Source organism: Rickettsia parkeri, assembly GCF_051427245.1.
Taxonomy (GTDB): Bacteria; Pseudomonadota; Alphaproteobacteria; order Rickettsiales; family Rickettsiaceae; genus Rickettsia; species Rickettsia rickettsii.
Window position 1 is genome coordinate 350182 of record NZ_CP195774.1, and the last position, 14743, is coordinate 364924.

Below are 14743 nucleotides of genomic sequence, written 5' to 3' on the forward strand. Positions count from 1 at the left end.
GCCAGCGAACGTTAGTGAATGTGGCAATCTCAGGCATCCTCGTAATGACAATCCTCAGTATCCACGCAAGGCAATACCTAGTAGTATTACTCCTGATTTTTTATAGTCTCTAAAGCAAGTTTTACTATTTTATTTACTCCAGCATTAGTGCAGGTAGAGATAGGAAAAATTTCTTTATTAGTAACTTTCTGCAGCTTATTTATTTTTTCCTGTATTTCCTCATCTGTGAGAACATCGCATTTATTAAGACATATGGTTTCGATTTTATTTTTTAGATAATCGGAATATAATTCAAGCTCAAGACGTACCGTATTATAATCTGCAACTACATCATTACTAGAGCCATCTATTAAATGTATTAATACATTACATCTTTCTATATGCTTTAAGAATTTATCGCCAAGTCCGTGACCTTGATGAGCCCCCTCAATTAAACCAGGAATATCGGCTATGACAAACTCTTCGTCATCAACATATGCCACTCCAAGATTTGGCACTAAAGTAGTAAAGGGATAATCGGCAATTTTAGGCTTGGCTGCCGTTACAACGGATAAAAAAGTAGATTTACCGGCATTTGGAAGCCCCACAAGCCCAACATCAGAGAGAAGTTTTAAACTTAAATGAATCCACATTTCTTCGCAATTTCTCCTTCCGTACGCTTTTTGGAGCTTGATTAACCGACGATTTGAAATGGCTGTTACCAAGACCACCACTTCCTCCTTTAATTATTTCAAAGCTTTGATCATCAACAGTGAAATCATAAAATAATATATTGCCGTCCTCGGAAAAGATTTGAGTACCGATCGGAACATCAAGAACTAATGATTTTCCTGATTTACCGCTTCTATTTGAATCTTTACCGTTTTCGCCGTTTTCTGCGGTAAAATGCTGTTTATATCGATAATTTACTAGCGTATTAAGATGGTGATTACTCCTGAAAATAACACTACCACCACGTCCACCATCACCACCGTCCGGTCCGCCTCTGTCAATAAATTTCTCACGATGGAAACTAACACAACCATTGCCGCCGTTCCCACCTTTTATATATATTTTAACTTCATCAATAAAATGCATATGATTTATATTTTCAACGTCATTACGAGGCGCGAAGCGACGTGGCAATCTCATCAAATCTCTTGAGATTGCTACGCTCCTTGCAGTCGCTCGCAATGACGAAAATGTTTACCTCTCCCGAATACCCTTATACTCTCTATGTACATAACCGGTGTAAAGCTGTCTAGGTCTGCTGATTTTTTGTTCAGGGTCTTCGTGCATTTCTTTCCATTGTGCCATCCAGCCTACGGTTCTTGCTATTGCAAAAAGTACCGTGAACATTTGCGACGGTATACCCATAGCTTTATAGATAATACCCGAATAAAAATCAACATTTGGATATAATTTTCTCTCAATAAAATATTCATCTTTAAGAGCGATAGCTTCAAGTTCTATTGCTATTTGTAAGAGCGGATTGTTGTCTAGCTGCCCGAGTTCCTTTAATACTTCTTTGCACGTTTCTTTAAGTACTGCGGCACGCGGGTCATAGTTTTTATATACACGATGACCAAAACCCATTAATCTAAATGGATCATTTTTATCCTTAGCTTTAGCTATATATTTAGGAATATACTCAGAACTACCTATTTCTTTAAGCATATTTATTACCGCTTCATTAGCCCCGCCGTGAGCAGGTCCCCAAAGTGAGGCAATACCCGTGCTAATACAAGCAAAAGGGTTAGCTCCGGATGAGCCGGCAATTCGGACTGTTGAAGTAGAAGCATTCTGCTCATGATCGGCATGTAGGATAAATATCTTATTAAGAGCATTTTTTATTATTGGATTTACTGTATATTTCGTACAAGGGTTGCAAACATCATATGCAGAAAATTTTCGGTAAAATCTAACGAATTATCAGGATAAATAAACGGTTGTCCTATAGAATATTTATAAGACATTGCAGCGATGGTAGGTATCTTAGCAATCATTCTAATAGCGGTAAGTTCGTAATCTGCTTCCTTAAAATTCAATAAATCAGGATAAAATGCCGAAAGAGAACCGACAGCCGCAAGCATAATAGCCATAGGATGAGAAGAGCTACAAAAGGTTTGAAATAAATAGTGTAATCTTTCATTCACTAATGAATGATGAGCAACCTGTTTAGTGAAATTATTATACTGCTCGCCACTTGGTAGTTCCCCATAAATCAGTAAATATGCCACTTCTAAAAAATCACTTTTCTCAGCTAAGTCTTTAATATCATATCCTCGATGCCGCAAGATTCCTTTATCACCATCTATATAGGTGATAGTAGACTGACAAGAAGCAGTAGACATAAAACCCGGGTCGTAAGTAAAGCAATCGGCTTCCGCAGATACCCTACTTATATCGATTACATCCTCACCGATACTTGCTTTAAGTATAGGTAATTTAAATATTTTTCCTCTGATTTTTAATTCAGCAAATTCTGAATCATTATTATTTTCATTGGTCATATGGATATACCTTATTTTTATACATCAGTAAGTATAACCCTAATTTAATGAAATTAGAAATGCATTATGATTTATTAGGATTTAAAAATTTTCTTTGATATCTTGCTCAACTTGCAAGGTTAATGAAAATTAAAAACGCACATGCTTCTACTTTCAACTGCAAGCCTAAAGCGTTTAATAAAGATCCTATATTGTCGACACTTGGATTACCTTTGCTAGATAATATTATATATATTGTATGTTGCCTATTTATATGAGCTTCTTTAGAGATTTTCGCTTTACCTCCTCTTGCTATAATGGCTTCTTTTAAAATAGCCATTATAGCTCATTATTATGATCCACGAAATATTGCTCTAACGCTTCATTAATATACCCTACTAATATTTCCTCATGTTGTAATTTTTCTTTTAAATAATCTGTAAATTTTCCATATAACACCCTCAATTTCGTTTATAAACTTCTCCTATTATTTCTAAGGCTTTTTTAATATCTTTGCCTTGAGTATCTTTATTACCTGCATTTAATAGCAGAATATCTGTTATAAAAATTGTATTTGTTTAGTGTTTTGCATATTAAGCTTAACTAGAGATGATTACACTGTCGCATATATACGACTAATTGTCCAGTAGAAAATTATTTTGAAAAGTACGTGAAGCTGTTAGTACTAGATTAATGTACAAGTTATGCAAGAAGTCTATTATTGACTAAATACTCCTTAATCTTGAGTAAATCATACCAAGAGGTGCGTTTTTGCATAGGTTGGCGGAGTAAATAGGCAGGGTGGAAGATTGCCGTAGTTTGAATAGGAGCGGATAGATATTTATTGGTATAAAAATAATATTCTTGTCTAATTTTAGTAATACCCGAATTTTTTCCAAGTAAGCTAGTTGCAGCCGTGCTACCGACTAGAATAATTAGCTGCGGGTTAATAAGAGCAATATGCTTCTCGACAAAAGGTCTACAAATATCGACTTCTTCGAACGTCGGCTGTCTATTAGCAGGAGGACGCCAAAATACCGTATTAGTAATATAAGCGTTATTTTTTCGTGAAATTCCGATAGCATGTAGCATATTATCAAGTAAATTGCCACTTTCGCCGTAAAAAGGTATTCCTTTCAAATCTTCGGTACTTCCCGGGGCTTCGCCTATTAACATAATTTTAGCTTCCAAATTACCGTCACCGAAAACCGTATTAGTAGCAAATTTCTTAAGTTCACAACCATTAAAATTTAGTAGAGATTCTTTTAGTTCTTCGATATTATTAGCTTTATCGGCAAGAGATCTTGCTAGGGTTATATTATCATGAACTTTATCATTCATATTGAATGCAGTTTCTTTTGTAGACATAAGTTTTACTTGTGGCTTTTCAGTTAGTTCAGTATTATTACGTACCTTTAATTGCGGTGGATGTTCATGGCAATAATATTCAACACCGATTGCACTTAACCATTTAAGCGTATTATTCATTATCTTAAAATAAAATATGTTAAAATATTCCGTACCACACGAACTAAATGGCATAAGGCTTGATAAAGCTCTATCATCGCTTCTTGAAAATGTTTCAAGGAATCAAATCCAAAAAGCTATTAAAGATTCGCAAGTACTAGTTAATGATGTAATTATTTCTGATCCTGATGTTTTGGTCAAGGAGAATGATATTATATTATTTTCTTTTAAAGAACCTGAAGAGCTAAAAATTGCAGCAGCAAATGTAGCACTTGATATAATATATGAAGACGATGATTTGATAGTAATTAACAAAGCTGCAGGTATGACGGTACACCCAGGAGCAGGGCATCATGACGATACGCTTGTTAATGCTTTATTACATCATACAAAAAACTTATCGGATATCGGCTCATCAGAAAGACCCGGGATAGTACATCGTTTAGATAAAGACACTACGGGCTTGATGGTAGTTGCTAAAAATAATAAAGCACATATGCTACTTGCAAATCAGATAGAACAAAGGCAGGTAATACGGAAATATAAAGTGTTAGTGTGGGGAGTAATAAATCCGCTAGAAGGAGTCATTAAGAATAATATAGGTCGCAGCCGAAGCGATCGCCAAAAAATGACCATATTAAAATATGGCGGCAAAGAAGCCGTTACACATTATAAGACTCTAGAATTATTTTATAAAGGTAGTATTAGTATGGTGGAGTGCAAGCTTAGTACGGGTAGAACTCACCAAATTAGAGTACAGCTAAGCCATTTAAAGCATTCGGTAGTCGGCGACCAAACTTACGGCAATAACGACCGAAAAATTGCTCATTCTCCCCCTGAACTAAAAGCAAAATTAATTGATTTTAAACGTCAAGCCCTGCATTCTTGGTATTTAAGTTTTACTCATCCGACTAGTAATGAGATTATGGAATTTTCTTGTGAGTTGCCAAGGGATATGGAAGAGATAATTAGTTTATAATTGACAAAATATTAATCCTTAATATTATATTAAAAATTAATATTTATTTATAAAATGAAAAAAGCTAATGCTAAATTAGAAGAAGCCTTATATTCTATGGAAGAGGGTATTTTAAACCTTAAAAACAAAAAGCGAGCTTAGAAAAGATTTTTACTTTTCTGCAAGATTTAAGTACCGCCACAGACAAAATTATTTCCTTAGATATATAAAATTATAGAGATTGGCCAGAAGTAAAAGATTTTATTTTAAAATTAGGTAATAATTTATCTTTTAAACCGCAATCTATAAAAATTGCTAGCTCTTCCTAATATTAGTACAGAACATGAAATTAAAATTTCTGAATTCGTCAATGAAATTCTTTCTCTAAGATTAAAAACAGGCATAGATATTAATAATAGTACGTATATTGATGATGCAAATTATAGGAAAGAACTTTTATTAAAAAAATTTTTAGAAGAATTTTAAAAAAATGATTTTAAGAGCAAGAAGAACAATTAAATAAATTTATAAAAGTTGCATGCAAAGAAGCAAAAGCACCTGATAATATAGACATGCAATATATGCAAGCTCTGCGGATTTTCTCTGAATTTGATTTCAGTAAAATAGATGAAAAATATTCTAATTTACAACATCTTTTTACAAAGCTATATAAAGCACAAGAAGTGAAATCAGAAATTTATCATTATGAAGTAGAAGATGATTTACATTTTTATATGGTAAAAGTTAATGGAGTAAATGTAACTACTTGGCAAAATTTCTCAAAGAAACAGGGGGAGTTTATAAACCAGTCCGGGAAAAAGAATATAGAAAAGCTTTTATGGGCCTAGATGCTTTTGACTCTAGCATAGAATATCATGACCAAGATTTAACATATGTATATGTAGTTTTTACCTATAATAAAGCATGGGAACAGAAAAGTAGTATTGATATACCATCGGTAGAAATGATCATAACTATGGCAACTTCCAGAACGCAAATTTTATTTAAAGCTCCAATATATGACTATAATAATACTAAAAAACATTCTAGTCTTTCGCTTAAACTTCATAATTTTATTGCTAAATGTGCAGAGATTATTTATCCTAACAAAAAAGAATATATGATTACTGTTCCAACAAAAAATATAACTCATATTATTATTAAAGAATATGAGAAAAAACAAATTTTAGGTGAGAAGAAAGCTCCCATAAAATTTACCGAAGCAGGATATGGTACTTTTTCTGACTTGGTTTTGTATGGGAAAAATGGTGAAGTACTAAATAAACTAACTGCTGACCAGATAAAAGGAGAGTTCGCTTGGTTTTGTACTAGTCCTTATTTATTAAAAAATCAACACAAACAAGAACCTTTAATCACTTGTGATTTAGAAACATTAGCAAATCTTAGCTTTAAAAATAGCTATATAGATATTATTCAGAAATAATTGGTGATATAATAACATAAAACGGTTTATGAAAATAATTAAAATACCTAAAACCAAAAATTATCTTAAAATAGATATTATAACTCTGGAACCCGAATATTATAAGAATAAATTTGGTAATAATATATTTCGTGAATTTACTGAACTTAAAAAACGAGCACCGCTAGGTAGTGTAGATGAGATTTTAGAAATGAAAAATTTTGGCAGAAAATAAAACTTTCCATGCAATGTTCTATAAAGCAAATTCTTAGTGACGCTACAGATAAATTAAATAAAATAGGTATTAGTTCGCCGCAATTAGAAGCACGAATTTTACTACAGCATGTTATAAATAAACCTATTGAGTATTTACTTATTAATCTTGATGAACAGTTAAATGAAGCCAAGATAGAAGCTTTTGAAAAACTGTTAGCGAGAAGATTAAAGCATGAACCGATAGTATATATTACAGGTGTTAAAGAATTTTACTCACGTGAATTTATTGTTAATAAACATGTATTAATTCCAAGAAGCGATACTGAAGTTTTGGTGGATGTTGTATTTCAATGTCATTCCCGCGAAAGCGGAATCCAGAAAAAAAGCAACCGAATCCCTGCTTTCGCGGGAATGACATAAGCGAAAACTGCAATGACAAATTCTTAAATATCCTAGAACTTGGCATAGGTAGCGGCTGCATTGCTATCAGTCTATTATGTGAGTTACCGAATGCTAATGTAATTGCAACCGATATAAGTCTTGATGCTATAGACATTATCAAAAGTAATGCGGCAAAATATGAGGTAACGGATCGCATTCAGATTATTCACAGTAATTGGTTTGAGAATATTGAAACTCAGAAATTTGATTTTATCGTTAGCAACCCGCCATATATAGCTCACAGCGAAAAATCAGAGATGGCAATTGAAACAATCAATTATGAACCGTCTATTGCTTTATTTGCTGAAAAAGACGGACTGCAAGCTTACTTTCTCATCGCCGAAAATGCCAAACAATTCTTAAAACCAAACGGTAAGATTATATTAGAAATAGGGTTTAAACAGGAAGAAGCGGTAACCCAAATTTTCTTAGATCATGGTTATAATATTGAAAGCGTTTATAAGGATCTACAAGGTCACAGTAGGGTAATATTATTTTCTCCTATTAATCTCAATCGGTCATATGCAAGACGTATCGGTAAAAGCTTATCAGGAGTGCAAAAGAATTTATTAGATAACAAACTACCAAAATATTTATTTTCTAAAGAAAAGCTTGTAAATGAAAAACGTAAAGTATTTCTTGAGATAGGCTTTGGTATGGGTGAGCATTTCATTAATCAAGCTAAAATGAATCCTAATGCACTTTTTATTGGGATAGAGGTATATTTAAACGGAGTTGCAAATGTTTTAAAGCTTGCAGGCGAACAAAATATCACGAATTTTTTATTATTCCCTAATAATTTGGATTTAATATTAAATGAGATACCAAGTAATAGCCTTGATGGAATTTATATTTTATTTCCCGATCCATGGATAAAAAATAAGCAAAAAAAGAAACGTATTTTCAATAAAGAACGACTTAAGCTTTTACAAGATAAGCTAAAAGACAATGGTAATTTAGTATTTGCTTCCGATATCGAAAATTATTTTTATGAAGCAATAGAGTTAATACAGCAGAACGGTAATTTTGAAATTATAAATAAAAATGATTATTTAAAACCGCACGATAACTATGTAATTACCAAATATCATCAAAAAGCTATTAAGGCGAATAGAACGCCGAAATTTATGATTTTGCGGCACGTTTTAGGCGATCATTAATTGCAGCCCCTATATTCACTTGAGGTATAGGGCTAACTGCTATACCTCTTACATCATGAGATGCAGCATAATCGTCAAGTATTCTTAAATAAGCATAAAGATTTGCAGCGGCTTCTATAAAGTCACCTTTTACACTTAAGTTTAATGAAAATCTTCCTGTAAGATTGCTATTGCTAAAATTTAATCCGATTTCTTTATCCTCTAAATTTATAGCATTTAGCCTAACCGGTACTTTTGGTGAATAGTGTTTTGCAAGCATTCCCGAAGCTTTTATAGTACTTGTCTCTGATGCTTTTAAAACTTCTATCCCTAGTATTTCTCCTAAAATTTCAGCAGTTATAAACCCTTCTCTAAGAATAGTAGGAGTAACAGTTGTTGTATCAATTATCGTTGACTCTAGCCCATATTTAGATTGATAGATTTCAGGTGCTAAAATAAAAATTTCCTGATTATCCTTAAAATGTTTTGTGACATGCTCAGCGTTAGTCGGACTAATATAGTTTGAAGGGTTAGCACTTGGGGCAGCTATAGGTATGCCTGATTGTCTGATAAGCTCTAACGCTACAGGATAAGATGGTATCCGAAGTGCTATGGTATTTAGTCCTGCTGTTACGCTAGGAGCAATATTTGCATTCTCTTTTAAAGGGACAACTATAGATAATGGTCCAGACCAAAATTTTTCTGCTATTTTTGTAGCTAAATCGTCAAACTCCCCTATTTCCTTTGCTTGCTCTATGGAGGAGACATGCACGATAAGCGGATTGATAGCAGGACGCTCTTTGAACTGAAAAATCTTTAAACACGCCTCATTATTTGTGGCATCCGCACCAATCCCATAGACTGTTTCAGTCGGAAAAACAACCACTTTACCTGATTTTATAAATTGAACTGCTTTGTTTATCATAAGCGGGTTAAACTTAGCTACTTTATCAAATAATTCACAAATATTCTGTAATAACGACAAACGATTTTGAGCGATCTTTGGATCAGAGTCATTAACGAGTACATTATCAAAAAAGCTAGTAATGGGAGTTAATAGAGACGATAATAAATTTAATGCTTTCTTATAATCTTTATCAGCTATACTATCTATAATTTGCGGAGAAATTTTTTGGATTACTTCAAATAATTCTTTTTCAGGTTGTGTACTAAAGAGACTCGCATCAACTAAGCCGGTAATTTTCTGATCACCAATTATATTGCTAGCTCGTTTGTAAGCATTTAATAATTGCTTGCCTGCGTCTTCTATTAAAAATTCTTTTAACGCATCAAGCTTAAAGTTTGTATCTACTAAATTTAAGTCAAGAACTGCATTAATTAACGCAATATCATAGTCATTTTTAAAGTAAAATTTTGCTCTTTCTTCAAAAAAAGATATTATTAAATTCTTATTTTCGTCAGATGAATCTTTATATAAGTTTATAGAAAAATTAATTAAATCATTAAAATTTAGCTCTAATTTATTTTCAAGTATTATTCTTATTATACCAAGAGCTTGACGTCTTAAGGCATATGGATCACCTGAGCCTGTTGGTGTTTCCCCTGCTATCATCAAACCTACTAAACTATCTAGCTTATCGGCTAAAGCAAGTAAAGCCGCATTTCCACTTGGTAAATTGTCGCTCAAACCTTGCGGTTTATAATGGTCTCTAATTGCAGCGGCTATTTCTGCATTTAGCCCTTCATGTTTTGCATAATAATAACCCATAATCCCCTGTAAATCAGGAAATTCCCAGACCATCTCAGAAACAGATCACTTTTGCAAAGTCTAGCTGCTGTAATCAAATCCTTATTATTTGGAGCTATATAATTGCAAATATCGGTTATGCGTTCAATTTTTTCTCTTAAATTACCAAGCTTTGCATGAAATGTCACAGCTTCTAATTGGCCTAATCTTGATTCTAAAGTTTTAGCTATATCCTGCTTACAAAAATATAAAGCATCCGAAAGACGTGCCGATAGAACTTTCTCGTTACCTTGAATAACTAGTTCAGCATTTGTAAATCTGCCATTACTGACAAAGAGAAAATACGGTGTGAAATTTCCTGTTTTATCAAATAAACAAAAATATTTCTGATGCGTACGCATCGAAGAAATAAGTACTTCTTTAGGTAACTCTAAAAATTTTTGCGGTATTTTTCCAAGCAACACAACAGGAAATTCGCTAAGCCCTACTACTTCTTCTACTAAACGATTATCTTCTTTTATAATTAACTCATGAGAATTTGCTAGTTCCAGTAAACCGGTTTTAATTATTGCCTCTCTCTTTGCTCTTTCTAAAATAACATGATTTTCTAAAAGCTTATTTCTATAATCTTCAAAATCTGTTACTTCTAATTTTTTATTATCAGTAAGACGATGCCCATACGTAATATTATTAGCGGTTAAATGCCCAAATTGCATCGGTAATATTTCGCCGTCAAATATGCATAAAATATTTCGCAGAGGTCTAATCCATTTTATTTTGTAATCACCCCAAAACATCGATTTTGCCCAGCTATATTTATTAATAGCCTCTATAATAATCTCCGGCAAAATCTCTTTTATTTCTCTTTCTTCTGTTTTTTTGACAAAGAAATAATATAGCTGATTACTAATTAATTTAGTAGGAAGCTCTAATTTACTAACATTATGAGCTTTACAAAAGCCGTTAATAGCGGCTTCCGGAGCTTCTATGCTTGGTCCTTTAATTTCTTCCTCTTTTGGCAAAGTTATCTTTGGCAAATGGGTAGCATGCAGCGTTATCCTGCGAGGTCCCGCGAATACTTGTACTTTTGCAAATATTCCGTTTTCTTCAAAAATTTTCGTGAATATATTTAAATAACCCTCTTCAGCATTTTTTTGCATAAAAGCCGGAATTTCTTCGCTAAATAGTTCTAATAATAACTCGCTCACTTGTTCATCTCCAACCATTTTGTACAACAAATTCTAGCTAAATGACGCACTCTTAAAACATAAGAAGCACGCTCAGTGACGCTTGATTACTCCAAGTGCTTTAGTTGATTAAATGCATGACTTGCCTTAAGGCATTCATCATAAGCCGGCATAGGTAAATTAGCTTTGATTAATCTCTCACACTGGTCTTCGCTATCCTTGAAATGTCGCGGTAACATTTCACTATCGGCAAGCTCTAAATTATATTTTGAAAATTGCCCTTCAGCTTCGAAATCCACTTCACCGTATTTAAAGCTTTTTCCCTACTTGCCCGCTCCAATCAAGCTCTCTTACTTCATCAACACCTTGAATATATAAAGCAAGCCTCTCGAGTCCATAAGTGATTTCACCGGCAACGGGACGGCATTCAATACCACCGATTTGCTGCATATAAGTAAATTGCGATACTTCCATACCGTTACACCATACTTCCCAGCCAAGCCCGGCAGCACCTAAGGTTGGCGACTCCCAATCATCTTCAACAAATCTGATATCATGAATTTTTAAATCTATGCCTAAACATTCTAAGCTTTTAAGATATAACTCTTGAATATTATCTGGAGACGGCTTTAAGATAACTTGAAACTGATAATAATGCTGCATTCTATTAGGATGCATGCCATACCTGCTATCCCCTGGTCTTCTTGATGGCTGAACATATGCAACAGACCAAGGTTTAGTACCAAGGCAGCGAAGTACAGTTGCAGGGTGAAACGTACCGGCTCCAACATGGGCATCGTAAGGTTGCAATATTGCACAGCCATAATCCTGCCAATAATTTTGTAATGTCAGAATAATTTGCTGAAATGATAGTTTTTTCATAGGGTATTATTATTGGGAAAGAAAATTTTGATCAGTTAAAAGGATCAAATATTTTTATATTAAACATATTATAATGTTTAATATTTCTAGTAACTAGTATCATATTACTTTGTTTTGCCTGTGCAGCCTATTAAAGCATCGATTGCATTTGTACTATCAATACTCATTAATTCACCCCACCCCTCACATTTCTTTTTCAATATTAAGAATTCTTTCATTATAATCTATTATTATTCTTTCTAACCATTTTTCTAATTTCAAACTTGCTATTTTATCTTTCTTTGCTAATTTTGATATTCCCTTTCTTATTTCGCCGATAGTAATACAACTCAAGTATAACTGGCTAGAATGAATAATTGAAAACCATGCTGCTACTTGAGAATTGGAATTTTTCTTTTGAATTTCAGATACAACATTAGTATCTAATAAATATTTCATAATTCAAAATCTCTAGCATATCCTTTTGCTCTCTGAATATCCAAATTATCTGTCTTAGGTAGCTCAATAAATATTCTTTGAAATCAGGTTTTTGTTTAGTAAATTGTTTATAGTCTTTTTATACTAAATAATTACAACTGCTTCTTCACCCCTTTTTGTAATACATTGAGGGGTACCATGCATTGCAATATCAATAATATTACTTAACTTATTCTTTGCTTCGTGTAATTGCCATTTATTCATATAAAATCCTCATATAGCTAGATTATCCAGATTATTATAATATAAAGATGCAAAAAAATAAAACATTTTTTTATTAATTTGAGGTCTTAATAATACTCCTTGCCGATCTCGATTTTAGGACGATTGTTTGCTACTCGCCAATCGTTAGTATCACGGAAAGAATAAACACAGCCGCAAAATTCTTGTTTATAAAAGTGCTCTTCTTTTGCAATTTCGTACATTCTGCTAGCACCGCCATCTTTACGCCAATTATAAGTCCAATAGATCACCCCTTCATAATGAGATGCCGCCCTAGTTCCTGATTCATTAATTTGGTTCATATCTTTCCATCTAGAAATACCAAGCGAGCTAGTTATAACTTTAAAGCCGTTCTCATAAGCATATAAAGCCGTACGCTCGAAACGCATATCAAAACACATTGTACAGCGTATACCTCTCTCAGGCTCAAGCTCCATCCCTTTAGCACGCCTAAACCAATTTTGTGGATCATAATCTGCATCGATAAATTCTATATTATGTTTCTCGGCAAATTTAATATTTTCGTTTTTACGAAGCTCATATTCTTTTTTAGGATGAATATTAGGATTATAGAAAAAAAGCATAAACTTAATGCCGGTATCGATCATTTTTTCCATTAAAGGGCCAACACAAGGAGCACAACAACAATGGAGTAAAACCTTACTTTCACCGTTTGGTATTTCAAAAACTTCGCTCATATTAATTTACTAGATTCTTTTTATAGGTTTCTTTATAGAATTTTAGAATTATAGAAGATAACAAGGCAAGTGCAATTAAATAATATGCAATAGCATAATTGTCTCCGGTAACTTTCGTTAATATCATTGCTAACATTGGAGCAGTACCGCCAAATATAGCAGCTGCAAGGTTGTACGAAAGTGCAACACCGGTAAAAATCTTATGCTAGTCGGAAATATCTCTACTAAAACCGTTGGAATAGGCCCCATATAGATGCTAATAACTCCAGCAAATATTACTTTAGATATTATAGCTAAAGTAATATTCATCGATCCTAAGGCTACAAAAATAGGATAGACTGATAAAAATAACCAGATAATCCCCAATATTAGTACAGGATCGCCCCACCTTATCCGAAACATACGCAGATATAGGAAATACTATCATTATTACGATTAATATTATACTACTAACAATTGTGCTTTGCTGATTAGTATAACCGAGTGTTTGCATAAAATTACCAATAAAAACCGTAGAAGTATAAAAAGAAGCAGTTACGGTATATACAGACCAAGTGCGATAATTAGTTCTTTTGGGTATTTTGTTAATGTTTCTCGTAAAGGAAAACGTGCTCAACGCCTTGTTCCCTTAGCTTTTTTATAAATAGGACTTTCTGCTAGGTTTTTTCTAATATATAAACCTACGGAACTAATAAATAAACCGGCAATAAAAGGTATCCTCCAACCCCATTCAAATAGCATATCGGCAGGCATAAAATAAGCAAAACCGGCTGCTGTACCAAGTCCAAGCAGCATACCGCCACACATACTAACAAATGAGCTACTCCCCGCAAGTCCTCGCTGCTCGAACGAAGCATGTTCTACAATATACGAAATACAACCGCTAAATTCCCCTCCTAAAGAAAAACCTTGTATGAGTCTGATAATAGTTAAAATAATAGGAGCGGCAATTCCAATAGTTTTATAACTTGGTAAGAGCCCTTATCCCGGCAGTCGGTATTGCCATAGCTATAATACCCATCACCAAAGCAGTACGTCTACCGAATCTATCACCTATATTACCGAAAATAATACCGCCGAGCGGTCGTACTACAAAGCCTGCAGCAAATACCGCAAAAGTTAACGTCTCTTGCATTTCTGGATCCGGAAAAAAATGCTGCCCTATAATATAAGCAAATTGCGCATATAATGCATAATCATACCATTCTAAAGCGTTGCCGATCATGCCGGATATTACTAACTTTTCTCATTAAGTTATTTTATTGATTTAAAAAAAGATACTAGGAGTAATATTTTATATTCTCAAGTAAAAATAGCTTTGCTTGCGTTGATACCGTAGTTGTCATTGCGAGGAGCGTAGAGATGTGGCAATCTAGAAAAATAATTAAAAAAATTCTGATTTACAGATTTTTACTGGATTGCTTCGTCGAATTACTGCGTAATTCTTCTCGCAA

The 14743-nt window shown here is 33.4% G+C and carries 10 protein-coding genes and 8 pseudogenes; 6 read left to right on the plus strand and 12 right to left on the minus strand.

The window, feature by feature from the left end:
* Positions 1-86: 86 nt before the first annotated feature.
* From obgE to ACSFFC_RS02065, 5 genes and pseudogenes are all read right to left on the minus strand, one after another.
* Positions 87-1077: pseudogene (obgE, locus tag ACSFFC_RS02045) on the minus strand (GTPase ObgE).
* Positions 1078-1185: 108 nt separating this feature from the next.
* A pseudogene (locus ACSFFC_RS02050) lies at positions 1186-2492 on the minus strand (citrate synthase).
* Positions 2493-2598: 106 nt separating this feature from the next.
* The gene (locus ACSFFC_RS02055) at positions 2599-2811 is read right to left on the minus strand and encodes a helix-turn-helix domain-containing transcriptional regulator (RefSeq protein WP_499217213.1); all 213 of its coding nucleotides are present in this window, start codon (positions 2809-2811) and stop codon (positions 2599-2601) included.
* Entirely contained in the window at positions 2811-2936 is a 126-nt protein-coding gene (locus ACSFFC_RS02060) for a hypothetical protein (RefSeq protein WP_499217224.1), read from the minus strand. Before ACSFFC_RS02060 ends, ACSFFC_RS02055 begins: the two co-directional genes overlap by 1 nt.
* 237 nt (positions 2937-3173) lie before the next feature.
* Positions 3174-3959 (minus strand): uracil-DNA glycosylase, encoded by a 786-nt coding sequence (locus tag ACSFFC_RS02065; protein ID WP_004997170.1) that lies wholly within the window; start codon positions 3957-3959, stop codon positions 3174-3176.
* Between the two features lie 16 nt (positions 3960-3975).
* On the opposite strand from ACSFFC_RS02065, the gene ACSFFC_RS02070 reads away from it, so the two are divergent.
* The 6 genes and pseudogenes from ACSFFC_RS02070 (at position 3976) to trmB (ending at position 8136) form a co-directional block, all read left to right on the plus strand.
* Positions 3976-4917, plus strand: coding sequence for an RluA family pseudouridine synthase (locus tag ACSFFC_RS02070; RefSeq protein ID WP_012737048.1), 942 nt, complete (start codon positions 3976-3978; stop codon positions 4915-4917).
* A gap of 291 nt (positions 4918-5208) precedes the next feature.
* A complete protein-coding gene (locus tag ACSFFC_RS02075; protein WP_014411140.1) occupies positions 5209-5382 on the plus strand; it encodes a hypothetical protein in 174 nt (57 codons plus the stop codon).
* 95 nt (positions 5383-5477) lie between these two features.
* Entirely contained in the window at positions 5478-5744 is a 267-nt protein-coding gene (locus ACSFFC_RS02080) for a hypothetical protein (protein ID WP_146709460.1), read from the plus strand.
* Complete coding sequence (locus ACSFFC_RS02085; protein ID WP_014411141.1) at positions 5735-6340, plus strand: hypothetical protein; 606 nt, start codon at positions 5735-5737, stop codon at positions 6338-6340. The genes ACSFFC_RS02080 and ACSFFC_RS02085 overlap by 10 nt, the downstream gene beginning before the upstream one ends.
* 28 nt (positions 6341-6368) lie before the next feature.
* The gene (locus ACSFFC_RS02090; RefSeq protein WP_004997160.1) at positions 6369-6554 is read left to right on the plus strand and encodes a hypothetical protein; all 186 of its coding nucleotides are present in this window, start codon (positions 6369-6371) and stop codon (positions 6552-6554) included.
* A gap of 8 nt (positions 6555-6562) precedes the next feature.
* Positions 6563-8136, plus strand: a pseudogene (gene trmB, locus ACSFFC_RS02095) (bifunctional peptide chain release factor N(5)-glutamine methyltransferase PrmC/tRNA (guanosine(46)-N7)-methyltransferase TrmB).
* Here trmB and ACSFFC_RS02100 read toward each other — a convergent pair.
* The 7 genes and pseudogenes from ACSFFC_RS02100 to ACSFFC_RS02130 all read right to left on the minus strand — a co-directional run bounded on the left by ACSFFC_RS02100 (position 8102) and on the right by ACSFFC_RS02130 (position 14514).
* The gene (locus ACSFFC_RS02100; RefSeq protein WP_010977872.1) at positions 8102-9040 is read right to left on the minus strand and encodes an L-threonylcarbamoyladenylate synthase; all 939 of its coding nucleotides are present in this window, start codon (positions 9038-9040) and stop codon (positions 8102-8104) included. The pseudogene trmB and the gene ACSFFC_RS02100 sit on opposite strands and share 35 nt — an antisense overlap.
* Positions 9041-11031: pseudogene (glyS, locus tag ACSFFC_RS02105) on the minus strand (glycine--tRNA ligase subunit beta); the annotation flags it as partial.
* Positions 11028-11892, minus strand: a pseudogene (locus ACSFFC_RS02110) (glycine--tRNA ligase subunit alpha). The pseudogenes ACSFFC_RS02110 and glyS, both read right to left, overlap by 4 nt.
* Before the next feature lie 31 nt (positions 11893-11923).
* Positions 11924-12330: pseudogene (locus ACSFFC_RS02115) on the minus strand (type II toxin-antitoxin system VapC family toxin).
* Positions 12327-12573: pseudogene (locus ACSFFC_RS02120) on the minus strand (type II toxin-antitoxin system Phd/YefM family antitoxin). Before ACSFFC_RS02120 ends, ACSFFC_RS02115 begins: the two co-directional pseudogenes overlap by 4 nt.
* A gap of 86 nt (positions 12574-12659) precedes the next feature.
* Positions 12660-13289 carry an epoxyqueuosine reductase QueH gene (locus ACSFFC_RS02125; RefSeq protein WP_014411143.1) on the minus strand — a complete coding sequence of 210 codons (630 nt, stop codon included), beginning with the start codon at positions 13287-13289 and terminating at the stop codon, positions 12660-12662.
* A 1-nt stretch (position 13290) separates the two neighbouring features.
* Positions 13291-14514, minus strand: a pseudogene (locus ACSFFC_RS02130) (MFS transporter).
* Between the last annotated feature and the right edge of the window lie 229 nt (positions 14515-14743).

Bases quoted from the DNA above. Each gene is read 5' to 3' on its own strand.
- ACSFFC_RS02055 (WP_499217213.1), bottom strand. From the start codon at position 2,811: ATGGCTATTTTAAAAGAAGCCATTATAGCAAGAGGAGGTAAAGCGAAA.
- ACSFFC_RS02100 (WP_010977872.1), bottom strand. From the start codon at position 9,040: ATGATAAACAAAGCAGTTCAATTTATAAAATCAGGTAAAGTGGTTGTT.
- ACSFFC_RS02125 (WP_014411143.1), bottom strand. From the start codon at position 13,289: ATGAGCGAAGTTTTTGAAATACCAAACGGTGAAAGTAAGGTTTTACTC.
- ACSFFC_RS02085 (WP_014411141.1), top strand. From the start codon at position 5,735: ATGGGCCTAGATGCTTTTGACTCTAGCATAGAATATCATGACCAAGAT.
- ACSFFC_RS02065 (WP_004997170.1), bottom strand. From the start codon at position 3,959: ATGAATAATACGCTTAAATGGTTAAGTGCAATCGGTGTTGAATATTAT.
- ACSFFC_RS02090 (WP_004997160.1), top strand. From the start codon at position 6,369: ATGAAAATAATTAAAATACCTAAAACCAAAAATTATCTTAAAATAGAT.
- ACSFFC_RS02070 (WP_012737048.1), top strand. From the start codon at position 3,976: ATGTTAAAATATTCCGTACCACACGAACTAAATGGCATAAGGCTTGAT.
- ACSFFC_RS02080 (WP_146709460.1), top strand. From the start codon at position 5,478: ATGCAAGCTCTGCGGATTTTCTCTGAATTTGATTTCAGTAAAATAGAT.